The sequence below is a fragment of the Proteus faecis genome, from assembly GCF_003144395.1.
In the GTDB taxonomy this organism is placed as follows: Bacteria; Pseudomonadota; Gammaproteobacteria; order Enterobacterales; family Enterobacteriaceae; genus Proteus; species Proteus faecis.
In genome coordinates, this window is record NZ_PENZ01000011.1 from 1 (window position 1) to 14,353 (window position 14,353).

General features: G+C 37.9%; 14 protein-coding genes. 8 read left to right on the forward strand and 6 right to left on the reverse strand.

Annotation, left to right across the window (positions count from 1 at the left end; all coding sequences use genetic code 11):
* A partial coding sequence (gene icd / locus DK858_RS02700; protein WP_109396114.1) for an NADP-dependent isocitrate dehydrogenase occupies nt 1-1,170 on the reverse strand: 1,170 nt, incomplete at its 3' end.
* Nucleotides 1,171-1,308: 138 nt separating this feature from the next.
* Here icd and rluE point away from each other — a divergent pair.
* The 8 genes from rluE to DK858_RS02740 all read left to right on the forward strand — a co-directional run bounded on the left by rluE (nt 1,309) and on the right by DK858_RS02740 (nt 9,275).
* On the forward strand, nt 1,309-1,938 hold the full coding sequence (gene rluE, locus DK858_RS02705) for a 23S rRNA pseudouridine(2457) synthase RluE (RefSeq protein ID WP_109396115.1): 630 nt from the start codon (nt 1,309-1,311) through the stop codon (nt 1,936-1,938).
* Nucleotides 1,931-2,380: an NUDIX hydrolase gene (locus DK858_RS02710; RefSeq protein WP_109396116.1), complete on the forward strand. Its 450-nt coding sequence runs from the start codon at nt 1,931-1,933 to the stop codon at nt 2,378-2,380. The genes rluE and DK858_RS02710 overlap by 8 nt, the downstream gene beginning before the upstream one ends.
* A 108-nt stretch (nt 2,381-2,488) precedes the next feature.
* Nucleotides 2,489-3,592, forward strand: a complete 1,104-nt coding sequence (mnmA, locus tag DK858_RS02715; RefSeq protein ID WP_109396117.1) for a tRNA 2-thiouridine(34) synthase MnmA — start codon at nt 2,489-2,491, stop codon at nt 3,590-3,592.
* Nucleotides 3,593-3,594: 2 nt separating this feature from the next.
* A complete protein-coding gene (gene hflD, locus DK858_RS02720) occupies nt 3,595-4,224 on the forward strand; it encodes a high frequency lysogenization protein HflD (RefSeq protein WP_109396118.1) in 630 nt (209 codons plus the stop codon).
* A 31-nt stretch (nt 4,225-4,255) separates the two neighbouring features.
* Entirely contained in the window at nt 4,256-5,626 is a 1,371-nt protein-coding gene (gene purB / locus DK858_RS02725) for an adenylosuccinate lyase (protein WP_109396119.1), read from the forward strand.
* A 213-nt stretch (nt 5,627-5,839) separates the two neighbouring features.
* Nucleotides 5,840-6,514 carry a two-component system response regulator PhoP gene (gene phoP, locus DK858_RS02730; RefSeq protein ID WP_109396120.1) on the forward strand — a complete coding sequence of 225 codons (675 nt, stop codon included), beginning with the start codon at nt 5,840-5,842 and terminating at the stop codon, nt 6,512-6,514.
* Nucleotide 6,515: 1 nt separating this feature from the next.
* On the forward strand, nt 6,516-7,976 hold the full coding sequence (gene phoQ / locus DK858_RS02735; protein ID WP_109396121.1) for a two-component system sensor histidine kinase PhoQ: 1,461 nt from the start codon (nt 6,516-6,518) through the stop codon (nt 7,974-7,976).
* Nucleotides 7,977-8,153: 177 nt separating this feature from the next.
* Nucleotides 8,154-9,275, forward strand: coding sequence for a ribosomal protein uL16 3-hydroxylase (locus tag DK858_RS02740; RefSeq protein ID WP_109396122.1), 1,122 nt, complete (start codon nt 8,154-8,156; stop codon nt 9,273-9,275).
* 94 nt (nt 9,276-9,369) lie between these two features.
* Here the strand turns inward: DK858_RS02740 and DK858_RS02745 are convergent, their stop codons facing one another.
* The 5 genes from DK858_RS02745 to lolD all read right to left on the reverse strand — a co-directional run bounded on the left by DK858_RS02745 (nt 9,370) and on the right by lolD (nt 14,328).
* The gene (locus tag DK858_RS02745; RefSeq protein ID WP_109396123.1) at nt 9,370-9,648 is read right to left on the reverse strand and encodes a hypothetical protein; all 279 of its coding nucleotides are present in this window, start codon (nt 9,646-9,648) and stop codon (nt 9,370-9,372) included.
* 482 nt (nt 9,649-10,130) lie between these two features.
* Complete coding sequence (gene pepT, locus DK858_RS02750; RefSeq protein ID WP_109396124.1) at nt 10,131-11,375, reverse strand: peptidase T; 1,245 nt, start codon at nt 11,373-11,375, stop codon at nt 10,131-10,133.
* A 52-nt stretch (nt 11,376-11,427) separates the two neighbouring features.
* Entirely contained in the window at nt 11,428-12,285 is an 858-nt protein-coding gene (gene cobB / locus DK858_RS02755) for a Sir2 family NAD+-dependent deacetylase (protein WP_109396125.1), read from the reverse strand.
* Between the two features lie 85 nt (nt 12,286-12,370).
* Nucleotides 12,371-13,618 carry a lipoprotein-releasing ABC transporter permease subunit LolE gene (gene lolE, locus DK858_RS02760; protein WP_109396126.1) on the reverse strand — a complete coding sequence of 416 codons (1,248 nt, stop codon included), beginning with the start codon at nt 13,616-13,618 and terminating at the stop codon, nt 12,371-12,373.
* Nucleotides 13,618-14,328 (reverse strand): lipoprotein-releasing ABC transporter ATP-binding protein LolD, encoded by a 711-nt coding sequence (gene lolD / locus DK858_RS02765; protein WP_410110858.1) that lies wholly within the window; start codon nt 14,326-14,328, stop codon nt 13,618-13,620. Before lolD ends, lolE begins: the two co-directional genes overlap by 1 nt.
* Between the last annotated feature and the right edge of the window lie 25 nt (nt 14,329-14,353).

Genomic DNA, 14,353 nt, shown 5'->3' on the forward strand with positions numbered 1-14,353 from the left:
TACGGTCTTAGCGGCAATCGCACCTTCCATACCTTTAATGATTAAGTCAGCAGCTTCTGTCCAACCCATGTGGCGTAGCATCATCTCCGCAGAAAGAATAATAGAACCAGGGTTAACTTTATCTTGGCCTGCATATTTTGGTGCTGTGCCGTGTGTTGCTTCAAATAGAGCACACTCATCACCAATATTTGCGCCAGGAGCGATACCAATCCCCCCCACTTGAGCTGCTAATGCATCAGAAATATAGTCACCATTGAGGTTCATACATGCGATTACATCATACTCTGCTGGGCGTAACAGGATTTGTTGCAAGAAAGCATCGGCGATAACGTCTTTAACGATGATCTCTTTACCTGATTTCGGATTCTTGATTTTAACCCAAGGACCACCATCTAATAATTCACCACCAAACTCTTCACGAGCTAACTCATAACCCCAGTCTTTAAAGGCACCTTCGGTAAATTTCATAATATTACCTTTGTGTACCAATGTAACTGAATCACGATCGTTATCGATAGCGTATTCAATTGCAGCGCGAACTAAACGTTTAGTTCCTTCTTCTGAACAAGGTTTGATACCAATACCGCAATCTTGTGGGAAGCGGATTTTGGTAACACCCATTTCAGTTTGTAAGAACTTAATTACTTTATCTGCTTCTGCTGAACCCGCTTTCCACTCAATACCTGCATAGATATCTTCTGAGTTTTCACGGAAGATAACCATATCAGTTAGTTCAGGTTGTTTAACTGGGCTTGGAGTACCTTTATAATAACGTACTGGACGTAGGCAAATATAGAGGTCTAGTTGTTGACGTAATGCAACGTTTAATGAACGGATACCACCGCCAACTGGGGTAGTAAGAGGACCTTTAATAGAAACACGGTATTCACGGATAAGATCTAAGGTTTCTTCTGGTAGCCAAACATCTTTACCATAAACCTGCGTTGATTTTTCGCCTGTGTAGACTTCCATCCACTCAATCTTACGTTCTTTGCCGTAAGCTTTCTCAACTGCTGCATCAACAACTTTTAACATTGCTGGCGTAACATCAATACCGATACCGTCCCCTTCGATATAAGGGATAACCGGATTATTTGGAACAACAAGCTTACCTTTAGCATCTAGTGTAATTTTAGCGCCATTAGCCGGAACAACTACTTTGCTTTCCATTTACCTCTCCTTTCATGTAAGCGCACGCTTTGTTAATTTTTTGTAAGAGACCTGTCAATACTACTTGATTATTCAGCTAACGCCAATCGCTTCTCTTTTAAGGTATAATCAATCTCCCATTTTTTACAAAAACTCACTATGGCAAATCAACTTAAAAATAGCGCTAAATCGAGAAAACATCACACTCCATCAGCACAAAGAAAATCAGCTCGCCCAAGAGGTGAGCGAAAAGTCGTTATCTTCAATAAACCCTTTGATGTTCTTGTGCAATTTACGGATGAAAATGGCAGAAAAACACTAAAAGACTTTATTCCTATTCGTGATATTTATGCAGCTGGACGTTTAGATAGAGACAGTGAAGGACTTTTAGTCTTAACAAATGATGGCAAGCTACAAGCAAAATTAACACAACCAAGTAAAAAAACGGGAAAAATCTACTATGCTCAAGTTGAAGGCATCCCAAGCGCTGTCTCATTACAACAATTTAGCAATGGATTAGAGCTTAAAGATGGCAAAACATTACCTGCACAAGTCGAAATAGTTGAACAACCCGAATGGCTATGGCCGAGAAATCCTCCAATTAGAGAACGTCAAACTATCCCGACAACTTGGTTGAAAATAACGTTATTTGAAGGTAAAAACCGTCAAGTGAGACGAATGACGGCTCATATCGGTTATCCAACATTGCGCTTGATCCGCTTTAGTATGGGAAATATTACATTGGATAATTTATTACCCGGTGAATGGAAGGAGATTGATTTTGTTTAAACCTAATGTGACTGTCGCGTGTATCGTTCATGCAAAAAATAAGTTTCTCGTCGTTGAAGAAACGGTCAATGGAAAAGCGACGTGGAATCAGCCGGCTGGGCACCTTGAAGCCAATGAAACACTAATTCAGGCTGTTCAGCGTGAATTATGGGAAGAAACGGGATTAATACTTCCCGTTCAATATTTTCTTAAATTACATCAATGGATTGCTCCAGATAAAACACCATTTCTACGTTTTCTTTTTCTTATTGAAGCACAAGAGCAATTTGAAACTCAGCCTCAAGATAGCGATATTGATTGTTGTCACTGGGTTAGCGCCGATGAAATTATTCATAGCCAGCAATTACGCTCACCATTAGTAAGAGAAAGCCTGCTATGTTATCAACAAGGTGAACGCTATCCTCTTTCTTTATTAGGTAGTTTTGGAACACCTTTTAACTAAATAATAGAAAAGGAAAAACAAAGCATCAAAAACAGAGTAAGACTTGATGCACCTGTGTCAGTGATATGGTAAAGTATGGCGCTTATTTTTCCGCAGTGAGATCCAGTCATGTCAGATAACAGCCAAAAAAAAGTCATCGTAGGAATGTCCGGTGGCGTAGATTCATCCGTCTCAGCCTATCTTCTTAAGGAACAGGGATATCAGGTCGTTGGTCTGTTTATGAAGAACTGGGAAGAAGATGACGATACAGAATATTGCTCAGCCTCTACCGATCTTGCCGATGCGCAAGCTGTATGCGATAAACTTGGCATTGAGCTTTATACCATCAATTTTGCTGCTGAGTATTGGGATAATGTTTTTGAACACTTTTTATCCGAATATAAAGCAGGCCGCACGCCAAACCCAGATATTCTGTGCAATAAAGAAATAAAATTTAAAGCATTTTTAGAATATGCAGCTGAAGATTTAGGTGCTGATTACATTGCAACAGGTCACTATGTTCGCCGTCGTGATATTGATGGTAAAAGTCAATTACTTCGTGGTGTTGATAATAACAAAGACCAAAGCTATTTCTTATATACATTAAGTCATGAGCAAATTGCAAAAAGCCTTTTCCCTGTTGGTGAAATGGAAAAACCTGAAGTCAGAAAAATTGCTGAAAAACTTGAATTAGCAACAGCCAAGAAAAAAGATTCAACGGGTATTTGTTTTATCGGCGAGCGTAAATTTACCGATTTCTTATCGCGTTATTTGCCTGCAAAACCTGGTGCCATCGTGACTGTTGATGGAGAAACTATTGGTGAACACCAAGGCTTGATGTATCACACATTAGGTCAGCGTAAAGGCTTAGGTATCGGCGGCACAAAAGATGGCGGAGAAGATCCTTGGTATGTAGTAGATAAAGATGTTGAGAACAATATTCTTGTTGTTGCTCAAGGCCATGAGCATCCAAGATTAATGTCTGTCGGTCTAATTGCTCAGCAATTACATTGGGTATCAAGAGAACCTATTACTGAAGCTTTCCGCTGTACTGTTAAAACACGATATCGCCAACCTGATATTGCGTGTACAGTAACACCATTAGGTGAAGACAAAATTGAAGTCCGCTTTGATTATCCCGTCGCAGCAGTGACTCCGGGACAATCAGCCGTCTTTTATCAAGACGAAGTCTGTTTAGGTGGCGGTATCATTGAAACCCGAATTCAGGAGTAGATGTGGCTAAAGATTTTCGTGATATAACACTTGCATTGGCAGGCATCTGCCAAGCAAGTCGTCTCGTTCAGCAAATAGCTTACCAAGGTAGTGCAAACGAGAGCGATATTGAAGTAATGGTTAACAGTGTTTTTAATCTCAACCCAACTTCAACATTAGATGTTTATGGCAATCAAGTCGGTCACTTAAAATTAGGCTTTCAAACACTGAAAGCCATTCATCAGGCGGTAAGAAGAGAAAAATTAACGCTTGAATTGATGACTTACCAACAAGGCTTAATCAATCTAGAACGTCTTATTAATAGAAATGATGATTACAGTTCTCGTTTATCGCAAAAAATTTCTCAATTAGAGCGCCAAAAAAGTTACTTTGAACCCATGTCTGAAGGTGTATTTAATGCACTTGCAGGCGTTTATGTTGATGCGGTTAGTCCTGTTGGTCCACGCATTCAAGTTCACGGCGCAATTGATCTGCTAAAGAATCCTATTATTCAAGCTAAAGTTAGAGCGCTATTATTAACTGGCATTCGTAGTGCAGTGCTCTGGCGTCAAGTAGGTGGTCGTCGTTTTGATTTTTTACTGCATCAAAAGACTATCCTGCGACAAGCTGATGATTTTCTCGCTCAATGTTAATACTTTAAATTCAACCTGGGAGTTGCCAACAATGGAATTATCTTCGCTGACAGCGATTTCACCGATTGACGGTCGTTACGGTAGTAAAACTTCGTCGTTACGTTCTATTTTTAGTGAATTCGGTCTTCTGAAATTCCGTGTACAGGTAGAAGTTCGCTGGCTACAAAAGCTGGCATCTTGCGCCGACATTAAAGAAGTTCCAGCCTTTGAAAAAAACGCAATCGATTACCTTGATGCAATTGTTGCTAACTTCAATGAAGAAGATGCTGCTCGCATTAAAACAATCGAACGCACCACTAACCATGATGTAAAAGCCGTAGAATATTTCTTAAAAGAAAAAGTGGCGACCATCCCTGCTTTACATCAGGTTTCTGAATTTATTCACTTTGCTTGTACTTCTGAAGATATTAATAACCTGTCTCATGCCATTATGCTAGAAACGGCACGCCAAGAGATCTTATTACCTGCATGGCGTGAAATTATTGATACCATTAGCAAAATGGCTCAAGAATACCGTGATTTACCATTGCTTTCTCGTACTCATGGTCAACCTGCAACACCATCTACAATAGGCAAAGAGTTTGCTAACGTTGCTTACCGTATGGAGCGCCAATATCGTCAACTAATACAAGTTGAAATCTTAGGTAAAATCAATGGTGCAGTAGGTAACTACAATGCTCACTTAGCTGCATACCCAGAGGTAAACTGGCATCAATTTAGTGAAGAATTTGTCACTTCACTTGGTATTACATGGAACCCATACACAACTCAAATTGAACCACATGATTATATTGCGGAGCTTTTTGATTGTATTAGTCGATTCAATACTATCTTGATTGATTTTGACCGTGATATTTGGGGTTACATTGCACTGAACCACTTTAAACAAAAAACCATTGCAGGTGAAATTGGTTCATCAACCATGCCTCATAAAGTAAACCCTATTGATTTTGAAAACTCTGAAGGAAACCTAGGGTTAGCAAATGCCGTTATGGGACATCTTTCTAGTAAATTACCTGTTTCTCGCTGGCAACGTGATTTAACAGACTCAACTGTACTGCGTAATTTAGGTGTGGGTATGGGTTATGCGCTGATTGCTTATCAATCAACCATGAAAGGTCTTAATAAACTTGAAGTAAATGAAAATCACCTTCGTGAAGAATTAGACTGTAATTGGGAAGTATTAGCTGAACCAATTCAAACTGTAATGCGTCGTTATGGTATTGAAAAACCTTACGAAAGACTAAAAGAGCTTACTCGTGGTAAACGCATCACAGAACAAGATATGGTCGTTTTCATTGATGGTTTAGAACTACCAGAAGATGAAAAAACACGCTTAAAAGCAATGAAACCTGAAAGCTATATTGGTTTTGCAACTCAACTTGTTGATAAATTAAACTAATTTACCTCTCTAAAAAGGCAGATAATTTCTGCCTTTTTTTATAATCAAAACACAACGAAAACTATCTGTAACTTAAACACTTTGCTGGATACAGTGTTTTTTAAGCGATAGATTGTCTATGATGAACCCATATTTTATCTGATAGATTGACTATCATTTCCTATATTTATTTTGCAACAGTGAATTTTTGCTGATTGTACTCAAGGTGGAATAATGCGGATCTTAATTATTGAAGATAATATCTTACTTCGCCATCACTTATCTGTGCAATTTCGTGACGCAGGACATCAAGTTGATGCTGCAGAAGATGCCAAAGAAGCAGATAGTCTCATTGCGGAAGGTACTCCTGATGTTGCCATTGTAGACTTAGGATTGCCGGATGAAGATGGCATTAGCCTTATTCGTAGATGGCGAGAAAATAATATTACCTTACCAATAATGGTGTTAACGGCTCGAGAAAGCTGGCAAGAAAAAGTTTCAGCGTTAAATGCAGGCGCTGATGACTATGTGACAAAGCCCTTTCATTTCGAAGAAATTGTTGCACGTATTCAGGCATTAATGCGAAGAAACATGGGAATTGCATCGCAAACCCTCGCAATCGAACCTTTTGAATTGGATTTGTCACGTAAAGAGTTCATGATTTCGGGAGAACAAATTAAGTTAACTGCATTTGAATATACAATTTTAGAAACCTTGATGCGTAATCAAAATAAAGTTGTCAGCAAAGATGCATTAATGCGTCAGTTGTATCCAGATGCTGAATTAAAAGAGAGCCACACTATTGATGTGCTAATGGGCCGGCTGCGTAAAAAAATCTTAGAAAGATATCCAAATGACTTAATAGTTACAGTACGCGGACAAGGCTATCGTTTTGATATGAAACCTTAATATGCAAAAAAAACAGCGCTCTCCACTCTCATTACGAACTCGTTTTTTACTTGCAACTAGTGCCATAATTTTAGCGCTTGTGCTTTCTTATGGGTTAGTTGCCATTGTCGGTTCAATTGTCAGTGTGGATAAAACCACTTTTATGCTAATGCGTAGTCAAAGCAATCTTTACTACAGCTTAGCGCAGTGGGATAAGGGCAAGCTGAATATTGAATTTCCTACAAGTCTCAATAATAACACCTCTTTGGTGATCATTTTTGATGATAAAGGTAGCGTATTATGGACAACGCCTGATTTACCTAAAGCTATTCCAGATAGCATTAAACATAAATGGCGCCATGAAGAAGGCTTATTCGAGATCTCAGTTGATATTAAAACAACACGTTTAATGCTAGAGCAATTACCGCAATATCGTGTTTATCTCAAACGCCTTGAGGAATATTCCAGTAATGAATTTTTAACTCACTCAGTTGTAATTAACCATTATCCTGCAGCTGATAATATGCCTTATATGGCGATCGCGGTTATCGATCCTATCCCTCAGCGGATGCAAAAAGCCAGTCAAGTTTGGGATTGGTTCTTATATATCATTGTTGCAAATCTATTTTTGGTTGTCCCCTTAATTTGGTTGGCTGCACATTGGAGTTTAAGACCCATAAAACAAGTTATTGAACAGATCAGTGCATTAGAAAAAGGAACTCGCAATGATTTGGATGAAAACCCACCAACTGAATTAAAAGGCTTAGTCCGAAATTTAAATGTGTTATTGCGTAATGAACGCAGTCGTTACAGTAAATATCGTACAAGTTTATCTGATCTTACCCATAGCTTAAAAACACCACTTGCTGTATTGCAATCGACATTACGCTCTTTACGTTCGGGTAAACAAATGACTATAGAGCAAGCTGAACCTATCATGCTCGAACAAATAGAACGAATTTCACAGCAAGTCGGTTATTATCTGCACAGAGCATCCATCCATGGTGATCACAATATTACCACGCGAAAACTCCATTCACTGTCAGGATTACTCGATAATCTTTGTAGTGCATTAAGTAAGGTTTATCAGTCAAAAGGCGTTGATCTAACACTCAATGTTTCACCTGAAATCATGTGGTTAGGTGAAAAAAATGATTTTATGGAAGTGATGGGTAATATTATTGATAACGCCTGCAAATACTGCTTAGAATTTGTTGAAATCAATGTTAGCAATAATGAAAGTAGTGTAATTATTATTATTGATGATGACGGACCAGGCGTCAGCCCGGAAAAAAGAGAAGCTATTTTTCAGCGAGGAACAAGAGCAGATACGCTTCGTCCAGGACAAGGTTTAGGATTATCTATCGCAGTAGATATTATTGAACAATACCGTGGTGAAATTACTATTACCGATAGCCCTTTAGGTGGTGCTCGTATTACCGTAATTTTTGCTGAGCAGCAACTGACGGCTGAGCGTGAATAATCATTGTCGATTAAGGGGCACTTCTTTCTTTTTTAAATTACCGCCAAATCTACGATGTTAAGTATCATATCTGTTCACTTATTATCGTGTTACTCACATTGCTCAAAGGAATGTTTAGCAGGAAGTTAGAATTCATTATACTATGGCTCTAGGCTTCCCGAATTCAGGATATACACAATGGACTATAAACTTAATTTAGATTGGCAATCATTCCTTGAAAGCCATTGGCAAAAACGCCCTTTATTAATTAAAAACGGCTTCTCTCGTTTTGTTGATCCTTTATCTCCTGACGAACTTGCTGGTCTTGCAATGGAAGATGAAGTTGATAGCCGTCTTGTTAGCTGTCAAGACGGACAGTGGGGAGTCAAACATGGGCCTTTTGAGCACTTTGAAGGACTTGGTGATAAAGATTGGTCTTTACTTGTACAAGCCGTCGATCACTGGCATTTTCCTAGTGCGGCATTAATGAAGCCATTTCGTGTGTTACCTGATTGGCGCATTGATGATTTAATGATCTCTTATTCTGTTCCCGGTGGTGGTGTAGGCCCACATCTTGATCAATATGATGTCTTTATCATTCAGGGACAAGGTCGTCGTCGTTGGCGTGTGGGTGAAAAAATCCCAATGAAACAACATTGCCCTCACCCTGATCTGCTTCAAGTTGATCCTTTTGAAGCAATTATTGATGAAGAGTTAGAGCCGGGCGATATTCTTTATATCCCACCTGGATTCCCACATGAAGGTTATGCGATTGAAGAATCACTAAACTACTCTGTTGGTTTCAGATCGCCTAATGCTCGTGAACTTTTCAGTGGGTTCGCTGACTATGTATTAGCAAATGATTTAGGTAGCTATCGTTATAGCGATCCTGATCTAACACAGCGTGAAAACCCAGCATTAGTGCAACACCAAGAGTTAAATAAACTTCATGCCATGATGGAGGATTTACTTGCTCAACCAGAAGTATTCCGACACTGGTTTGGTGAATTTATTTCTCAATCTCGTCATGAGCTTGATCTCGCCGTTCCTGAACCTTTATATGAAAATGCAGAAATTCATGATCTGCTACAACAAGGCGAGCAACTCCATCGTTTAAATGGTCTTCGCGCACTACGTGTCGGCGATAATTGTTTTGTAAATGGTGAGTTGATGGATACTGATCATATAGAAGCTGTGGATGCACTTTGCCAATATGATTATATTGATAAACAACACTTAGGTGATGCGTTAGCTGATCCAAAGTTTATACGTTTATTAACACATTTAGTTAACCAAGGTTATTGGTATTTTGAAGATTAATCATCACTAATTTTCAATTATTAGTTATAAAGCCCTGTCATATTATTTGCAGGGCTTTTTATCATTAAATATTTAATAAATATTATTTAAAAACCTAACGAATTAAATAATTTATTGATTCTTTTAAGAGCACTCTCGTATTATGAAAGAAAAAAGGAATAACAACAAAAAAGGTACTTTGTAAGAAAAAAAGCAATAATGTATGTTTGCTATTTGTTGCATAAAGAGAAAAGGAGATAAAATAAGTTATCAAAAAATAGCTCAAAATAATAATAAACGATTGTTGCTCAGATTTTTTAATTACTTTCTTTTTATGAAAGCTTAGTTGCTGTTCTATTGCAGGTTTTAATGATTTCCCTGTGATGTTTTCCATTTAATATCCTTATATTATATTCAGTTTGCTGTCATTATAAGATAAATTCAGTGAACTCAATTTATTAAAGAGTGATTAATATTAGGCCTATATTAAAAGTTTAATTGCAAATAATATGTAAGCCAATTATTATAAAATCATTCTATTTTTAATTAACTAAACTTCCCTATTAATACTCTCTATACCTTACCGCTTCTCCTATTTTATCTTAGGAGAAAATTAGATTTTACTTGTTTTTTTACAATAAAGTCGTCTATAAAAAATTTATTGTTTTAATCGTTGCTTTTATTTTATCAACCATGATATTTGCAGAAATAATAAAATAGCAAATGTGAAAACACCACCAGCAAAACGAATATCATTTTATGTTAGATAAAGCTAGAAAAAGTGAAATCATGAATTTCTTAGCAGAAGTAAATTTACTAAAAAAATAATAGCCGAAATATCGGCTATTATTTTTATTTTAGAAGTTCACTAAGTGATTAGCTAATTACATTAGCCTTCTCTCTTTCAGCCGTAATTTCAGCGATACGCATAATCACACTCACCGCCGCTTCCATACCTTCTAAAGAGATAAACTCATGCTTACCATGGAAATTATATCCCCCTGTAAAAATATTAGGGCAAGGTAATCCACGGTAAGAAAGTTGGGCTCCGTCTGTACCACCACGAATAGGCTTGATATTTGGCTCAATGTCACAATCAATCATTGCTTGTTTGGCTATTTCAATGATATGAGGGAATTGAACAACTTTATCATGCATATTGTAATAGCTATCATCAATCGTTAGCTCAATATAGCAGTCAGGATGCAGGCCTTTACCCACTTTCTCTGCAATCGCAATCATATTCTGTTTGCGTTTTTCAAATAGGTTACGATTAAAATCACGGATAATATAATGCATTTCCGCTCTTTCTACCGAGCCTTTAATACTTTGCAGATGGTAAAAACCTTCATAACCATCGGTATTTTCTGGTGTTTCATCAATAGGTAATTCTTGATGAATACGTGTTGCTAATCCTAACGCATTAACCATCACCCCTTTTGCACTACCTGGGTGAACATTGTTACCGACAATTTTGATATTTACAGATGCAGCATTGAAGTTTTCATACTCTAGCTCACCAACACCACCACCATCAACGGTATAAGCCCAGCTAGCACCGAATGCTTTTAAATCGACATAATGTGCGCCACGCCCGATTTCTTCATCAGGAGTGAAAGCAATACGAATATCCCCATGAGGCCGATTGGTTTCTTTTAAGCGCACCATCGCAGTAATGATTTCAGCGATACCGGCTTTATCATCCGCACCTAATAAAGTTTTACCGTCTGTGGTGATTAATGTTTTACCAATCATTGAATGTAAGATTGGGAACATAACCGGCGATAACACTTCATCACCAATACCCAACGCAATATCACCACCACGATAATCTTCAAGAACTTGTGGTTTTACATGTTTTCCTGAAAAGTCAGGAGATGTATCAAGATGCGAAATAAAGCCAATAACAGGTACAGACCAAGATACATTGGATGGTAAACTTGCCATTACACATCCCTTGTCACTGAGTGTTACATCGGAAAAACCCAGTTTTTTTAATTCGTGAGTCAATGCTTTGGCAAGTTTTAATTGTCCATCACTACTCGGTGACATTTTTGAAGATGGTTTTGATTGTGTATCAAAATTAATATATTCAAAAAAACGTTCTAATAATTTATCCATGTTGCCCCCTAAGATCTCTCTAAGAACAATAATAGGGAACTCTATAAAATAATTATTGCGTCAAATCAGCTTTAGGATCATTAATTAATTCAAACAATTTATGAACATATTCATCAACTACCTGACTTGCTGGGCCATAATGTTTCTCTTCAAACTGGCTTTCAACCAAACTTGGTTCAAGATTTAACTCGACAGTATGAGCACCTGTTAACCGAGCTTCATGGACAAAACCAGCCGCTGGATAAACATTTCCAGATGTACCGATAGAGATAAAAATATCAGCCTCAGCCAAAGCGCGATAAATCTCTTCCATACCAATGGGCATTTCACCAAACCAGACAATATGTGGTCGTAGTGGCGATGGGAATTGGCAACAATGGCAACGATCAGTTGTTTCTAAGTCCCCTTTCCACTCAAATACTTGACGAGATTGAGGGCAACGCACTTTTAGCAATTCACCATGCATATGCAAAATATGTTTACTACCTGCTTTTTCATGCAAGTTATCAATATTTTGCGTAACGAGTAAAAAATTTTCTTTACCTAAACGTTGCTCTAGTTTTGCTAATGCATAATGCGCTTCATTAGGTTGAATAGAGGGATGTTGCAATTGGCGGCGGCGTTCATTGTAAAACTGCTGAACTAACTGGGGATTGCGTTGATAACCTTCAGGTGTTGCAACATCTTCAACACGATGTTCTTCCCACAATCCATCTTCTGATCGGAATGTTTTAATTCCTGATTCAGCCGAAATGCCAGCCCCTGTTAATACGACAACTTTGGGTAAATTCATTTCATGTTCCGTTTTATGGGTTAGATGAAAATAGCGACAACGTGAATGTTGTCTGCGTAAACTCTTAATTTTACGAAACTTCCTAAGCCGACGATGACGAAGTTTAAGTTTCATCATGACAATCCTTGGTTTTCAAGTTTAAATAGCGCGTTTCTTATCTTTACTAGTTTAAGCGTTTTTTCTTCTTTGTCTGTCAATAATCTTATTGTCCACTTAAAATTCTAGCAGGATCTAGTTTAGTGGCTCGACGTGCAGGATACCAACTTGCAATCAGGCTTAAGATCACAGTGGTAATAAATACAGAAAAAACGTCAATTAAATGAACTTCCGAAGGTAGAAAGTCGACGAAATAAACATCACCAGACAACACACTATGTCCCGTTAATGATTCAATAACAGACACTAATGGCGTTAAATTATAAGCAATCAATACACCCAATATCACACCAGCAACACAGCCAATCATGCCTGATAATAAGCCGTACCATAAAAAGATATTGCGAATATGACTATCTCGTGCGCCTAACGTTCGTAAGATAGCAATATCACTACTTTTATCTCTTACCGCCATAATCAGCGTTGAGACAATATTAAAACAAGCGACACCAATCACTAAGATCATCGATAAATACATAATGCTACGGATCATCTGAATATCACTATACATATAGCCATAATCGCTTATCCAACTTTTGGCATAAACATATTCTTTACTGTTTAAACCTGCATTATGAATAATTTCATTCGCTAAAAAAGGATCTATCGTTTTCACTTCAATCCCCGTTATTCCTTGCCCATAATCCATATATTGTTGAGCATCAGCTAAAGGAATTAACGCCAATTGATGATCGAGCATACCACTAAGTTTAAAAATACCACTTACTTGTAAGCGAATACGCTTAGGCTGTAAAAGCTTCGTTGGATCATCATTATTAGGAATTAATACGGTGAGCCAATCACCTTGTTTGATCTTTAATGCATCAGCAACACCTTGCCCAATAATAATTTGTTGTTTACCGGCTTTAAATTCTTGCCATGCATTATTTTCTACATATCGAGGTAATAAACTGATCTCACTCTGTTTTTCAGGTGAAACCCCCATAACTTGTACGGCCTTTAATTCTGTTCCTTTTTCTAACAATCCTGTGAGTAAAATATAAGGAGCCGCGGCGACAACACCTTGGGTATTTTCAATACGAGGTAATGCTGATTGCCATTGTACAAATGGCTGTTCTACTGAATAAATTTGTCCGTGAGGCACCACTGATAAAATGCGATTTTTTAATTCACGTTCGAACCCATTCATGGCACTTAGACCAATAATTAAGACAGCAACACCAAGCATAATGCCCAGTGTTGAAATAACTGAAATTAAAGAAACCATTCCCGCACGTTTTCGCCCTCTAGAAAAACGTAATGCGGTCACTAATGCAAGTGGCAATTGCGCCATTATTTCACTCCTGAAATTGCGTTTTGTGACTGTAGTTGACCATCTTTCATTTCAAGTTGGCGCTGAAAACGAGCAGCTAATGACAAATCATGCGTTACGACTAGAAAAGCAGTTTGTTTTTCTTTGTTTAACTTAATCAACAATTCGAAAATCCCTTCTGCATTTTTCTGATCAAGATTACCCGTTGGTTCATCAGCAAGGACTAATGAAGGATCGTTCACTAATGCTCTCGCAATCGCAACACGTTGTCTCTCACCACCAGAAAGCTCTGAAGGACGATGATGAGCGCGATCTTTTAGCCCAACCGCTTCGAGTAAAGACATCGCTTTTTCTTTCGCAACTGAAGCAGTCGTACCACCAATCATCAGCGGCATAGCAACATTTTCAAGTGCTGTAAAATCAGGTAATAGATGATGAAATTGATAAATAAATCCCAATTGGCTATTACGTAAGTCAGCCTTTTCAGACGAAGATAATTTATTAAGTGATTGACCTTTAAAAAAGACTTCACCTGAAGTTGGAGAATCCAATCCCCCCAATAAATGTAATAAAGTACTTTTTCCTGAGCCGGAACTGCCTACTATGGCAAGAAAATCCCCCTTATCCATTTTAAAAGAGACGGATTTCAGCACTTGAGTGGAAATAGAACCATCTTGGTATTGTTTACATAGGGCGTGACAATCCAATAAACCCCCTTTGTTAATTTGCATTTGTTTTTCTGATGCCATTGTTCGT

Coding starts and splice junctions, on each gene's coding strand:
- pepT (WP_109396124.1), bottom strand. CDS start 11,375: ATGGATAAATTATTAGAACGTTTTTTTGAATATATTAATTTTGATACA.
- DK858_RS02745 (WP_109396123.1), bottom strand. CDS start 9,648: ATGGAAAACATCACAGGGAAATCATTAAAACCTGCAATAGAACAGCAA.
- phoP (WP_109396120.1), top strand. CDS start 5,840: ATGCGGATCTTAATTATTGAAGATAATATCTTACTTCGCCATCACTTA.
- mnmA (WP_109396117.1), top strand. CDS start 2,489: ATGTCAGATAACAGCCAAAAAAAAGTCATCGTAGGAATGTCCGGTGGC.
- lolD (WP_410110858.1), bottom strand. CDS start 14,328: ATGCAAATTAACAAAGGGGGTTTATTGGATTGTCACGCCCTATGTAAA.
- rluE (WP_109396115.1), top strand. CDS start 1,309: ATGGCAAATCAACTTAAAAATAGCGCTAAATCGAGAAAACATCACACT.
- cobB (WP_109396125.1), bottom strand. CDS start 12,285: ATGATGAAACTTAAACTTCGTCATCGTCGGCTTAGGAAGTTTCGTAAA.
- DK858_RS02740 (WP_109396122.1), top strand. CDS start 8,154: ATGGACTATAAACTTAATTTAGATTGGCAATCATTCCTTGAAAGCCAT.
- lolE (WP_109396126.1), bottom strand. CDS start 13,618: ATGGCGCAATTGCCACTTGCATTAGTGACCGCATTACGTTTTTCTAGA.
- purB (WP_109396119.1), top strand. CDS start 4,256: ATGGAATTATCTTCGCTGACAGCGATTTCACCGATTGACGGTCGTTAC.
- phoQ (WP_109396121.1), top strand. CDS start 6,516: ATGCAAAAAAAACAGCGCTCTCCACTCTCATTACGAACTCGTTTTTTA.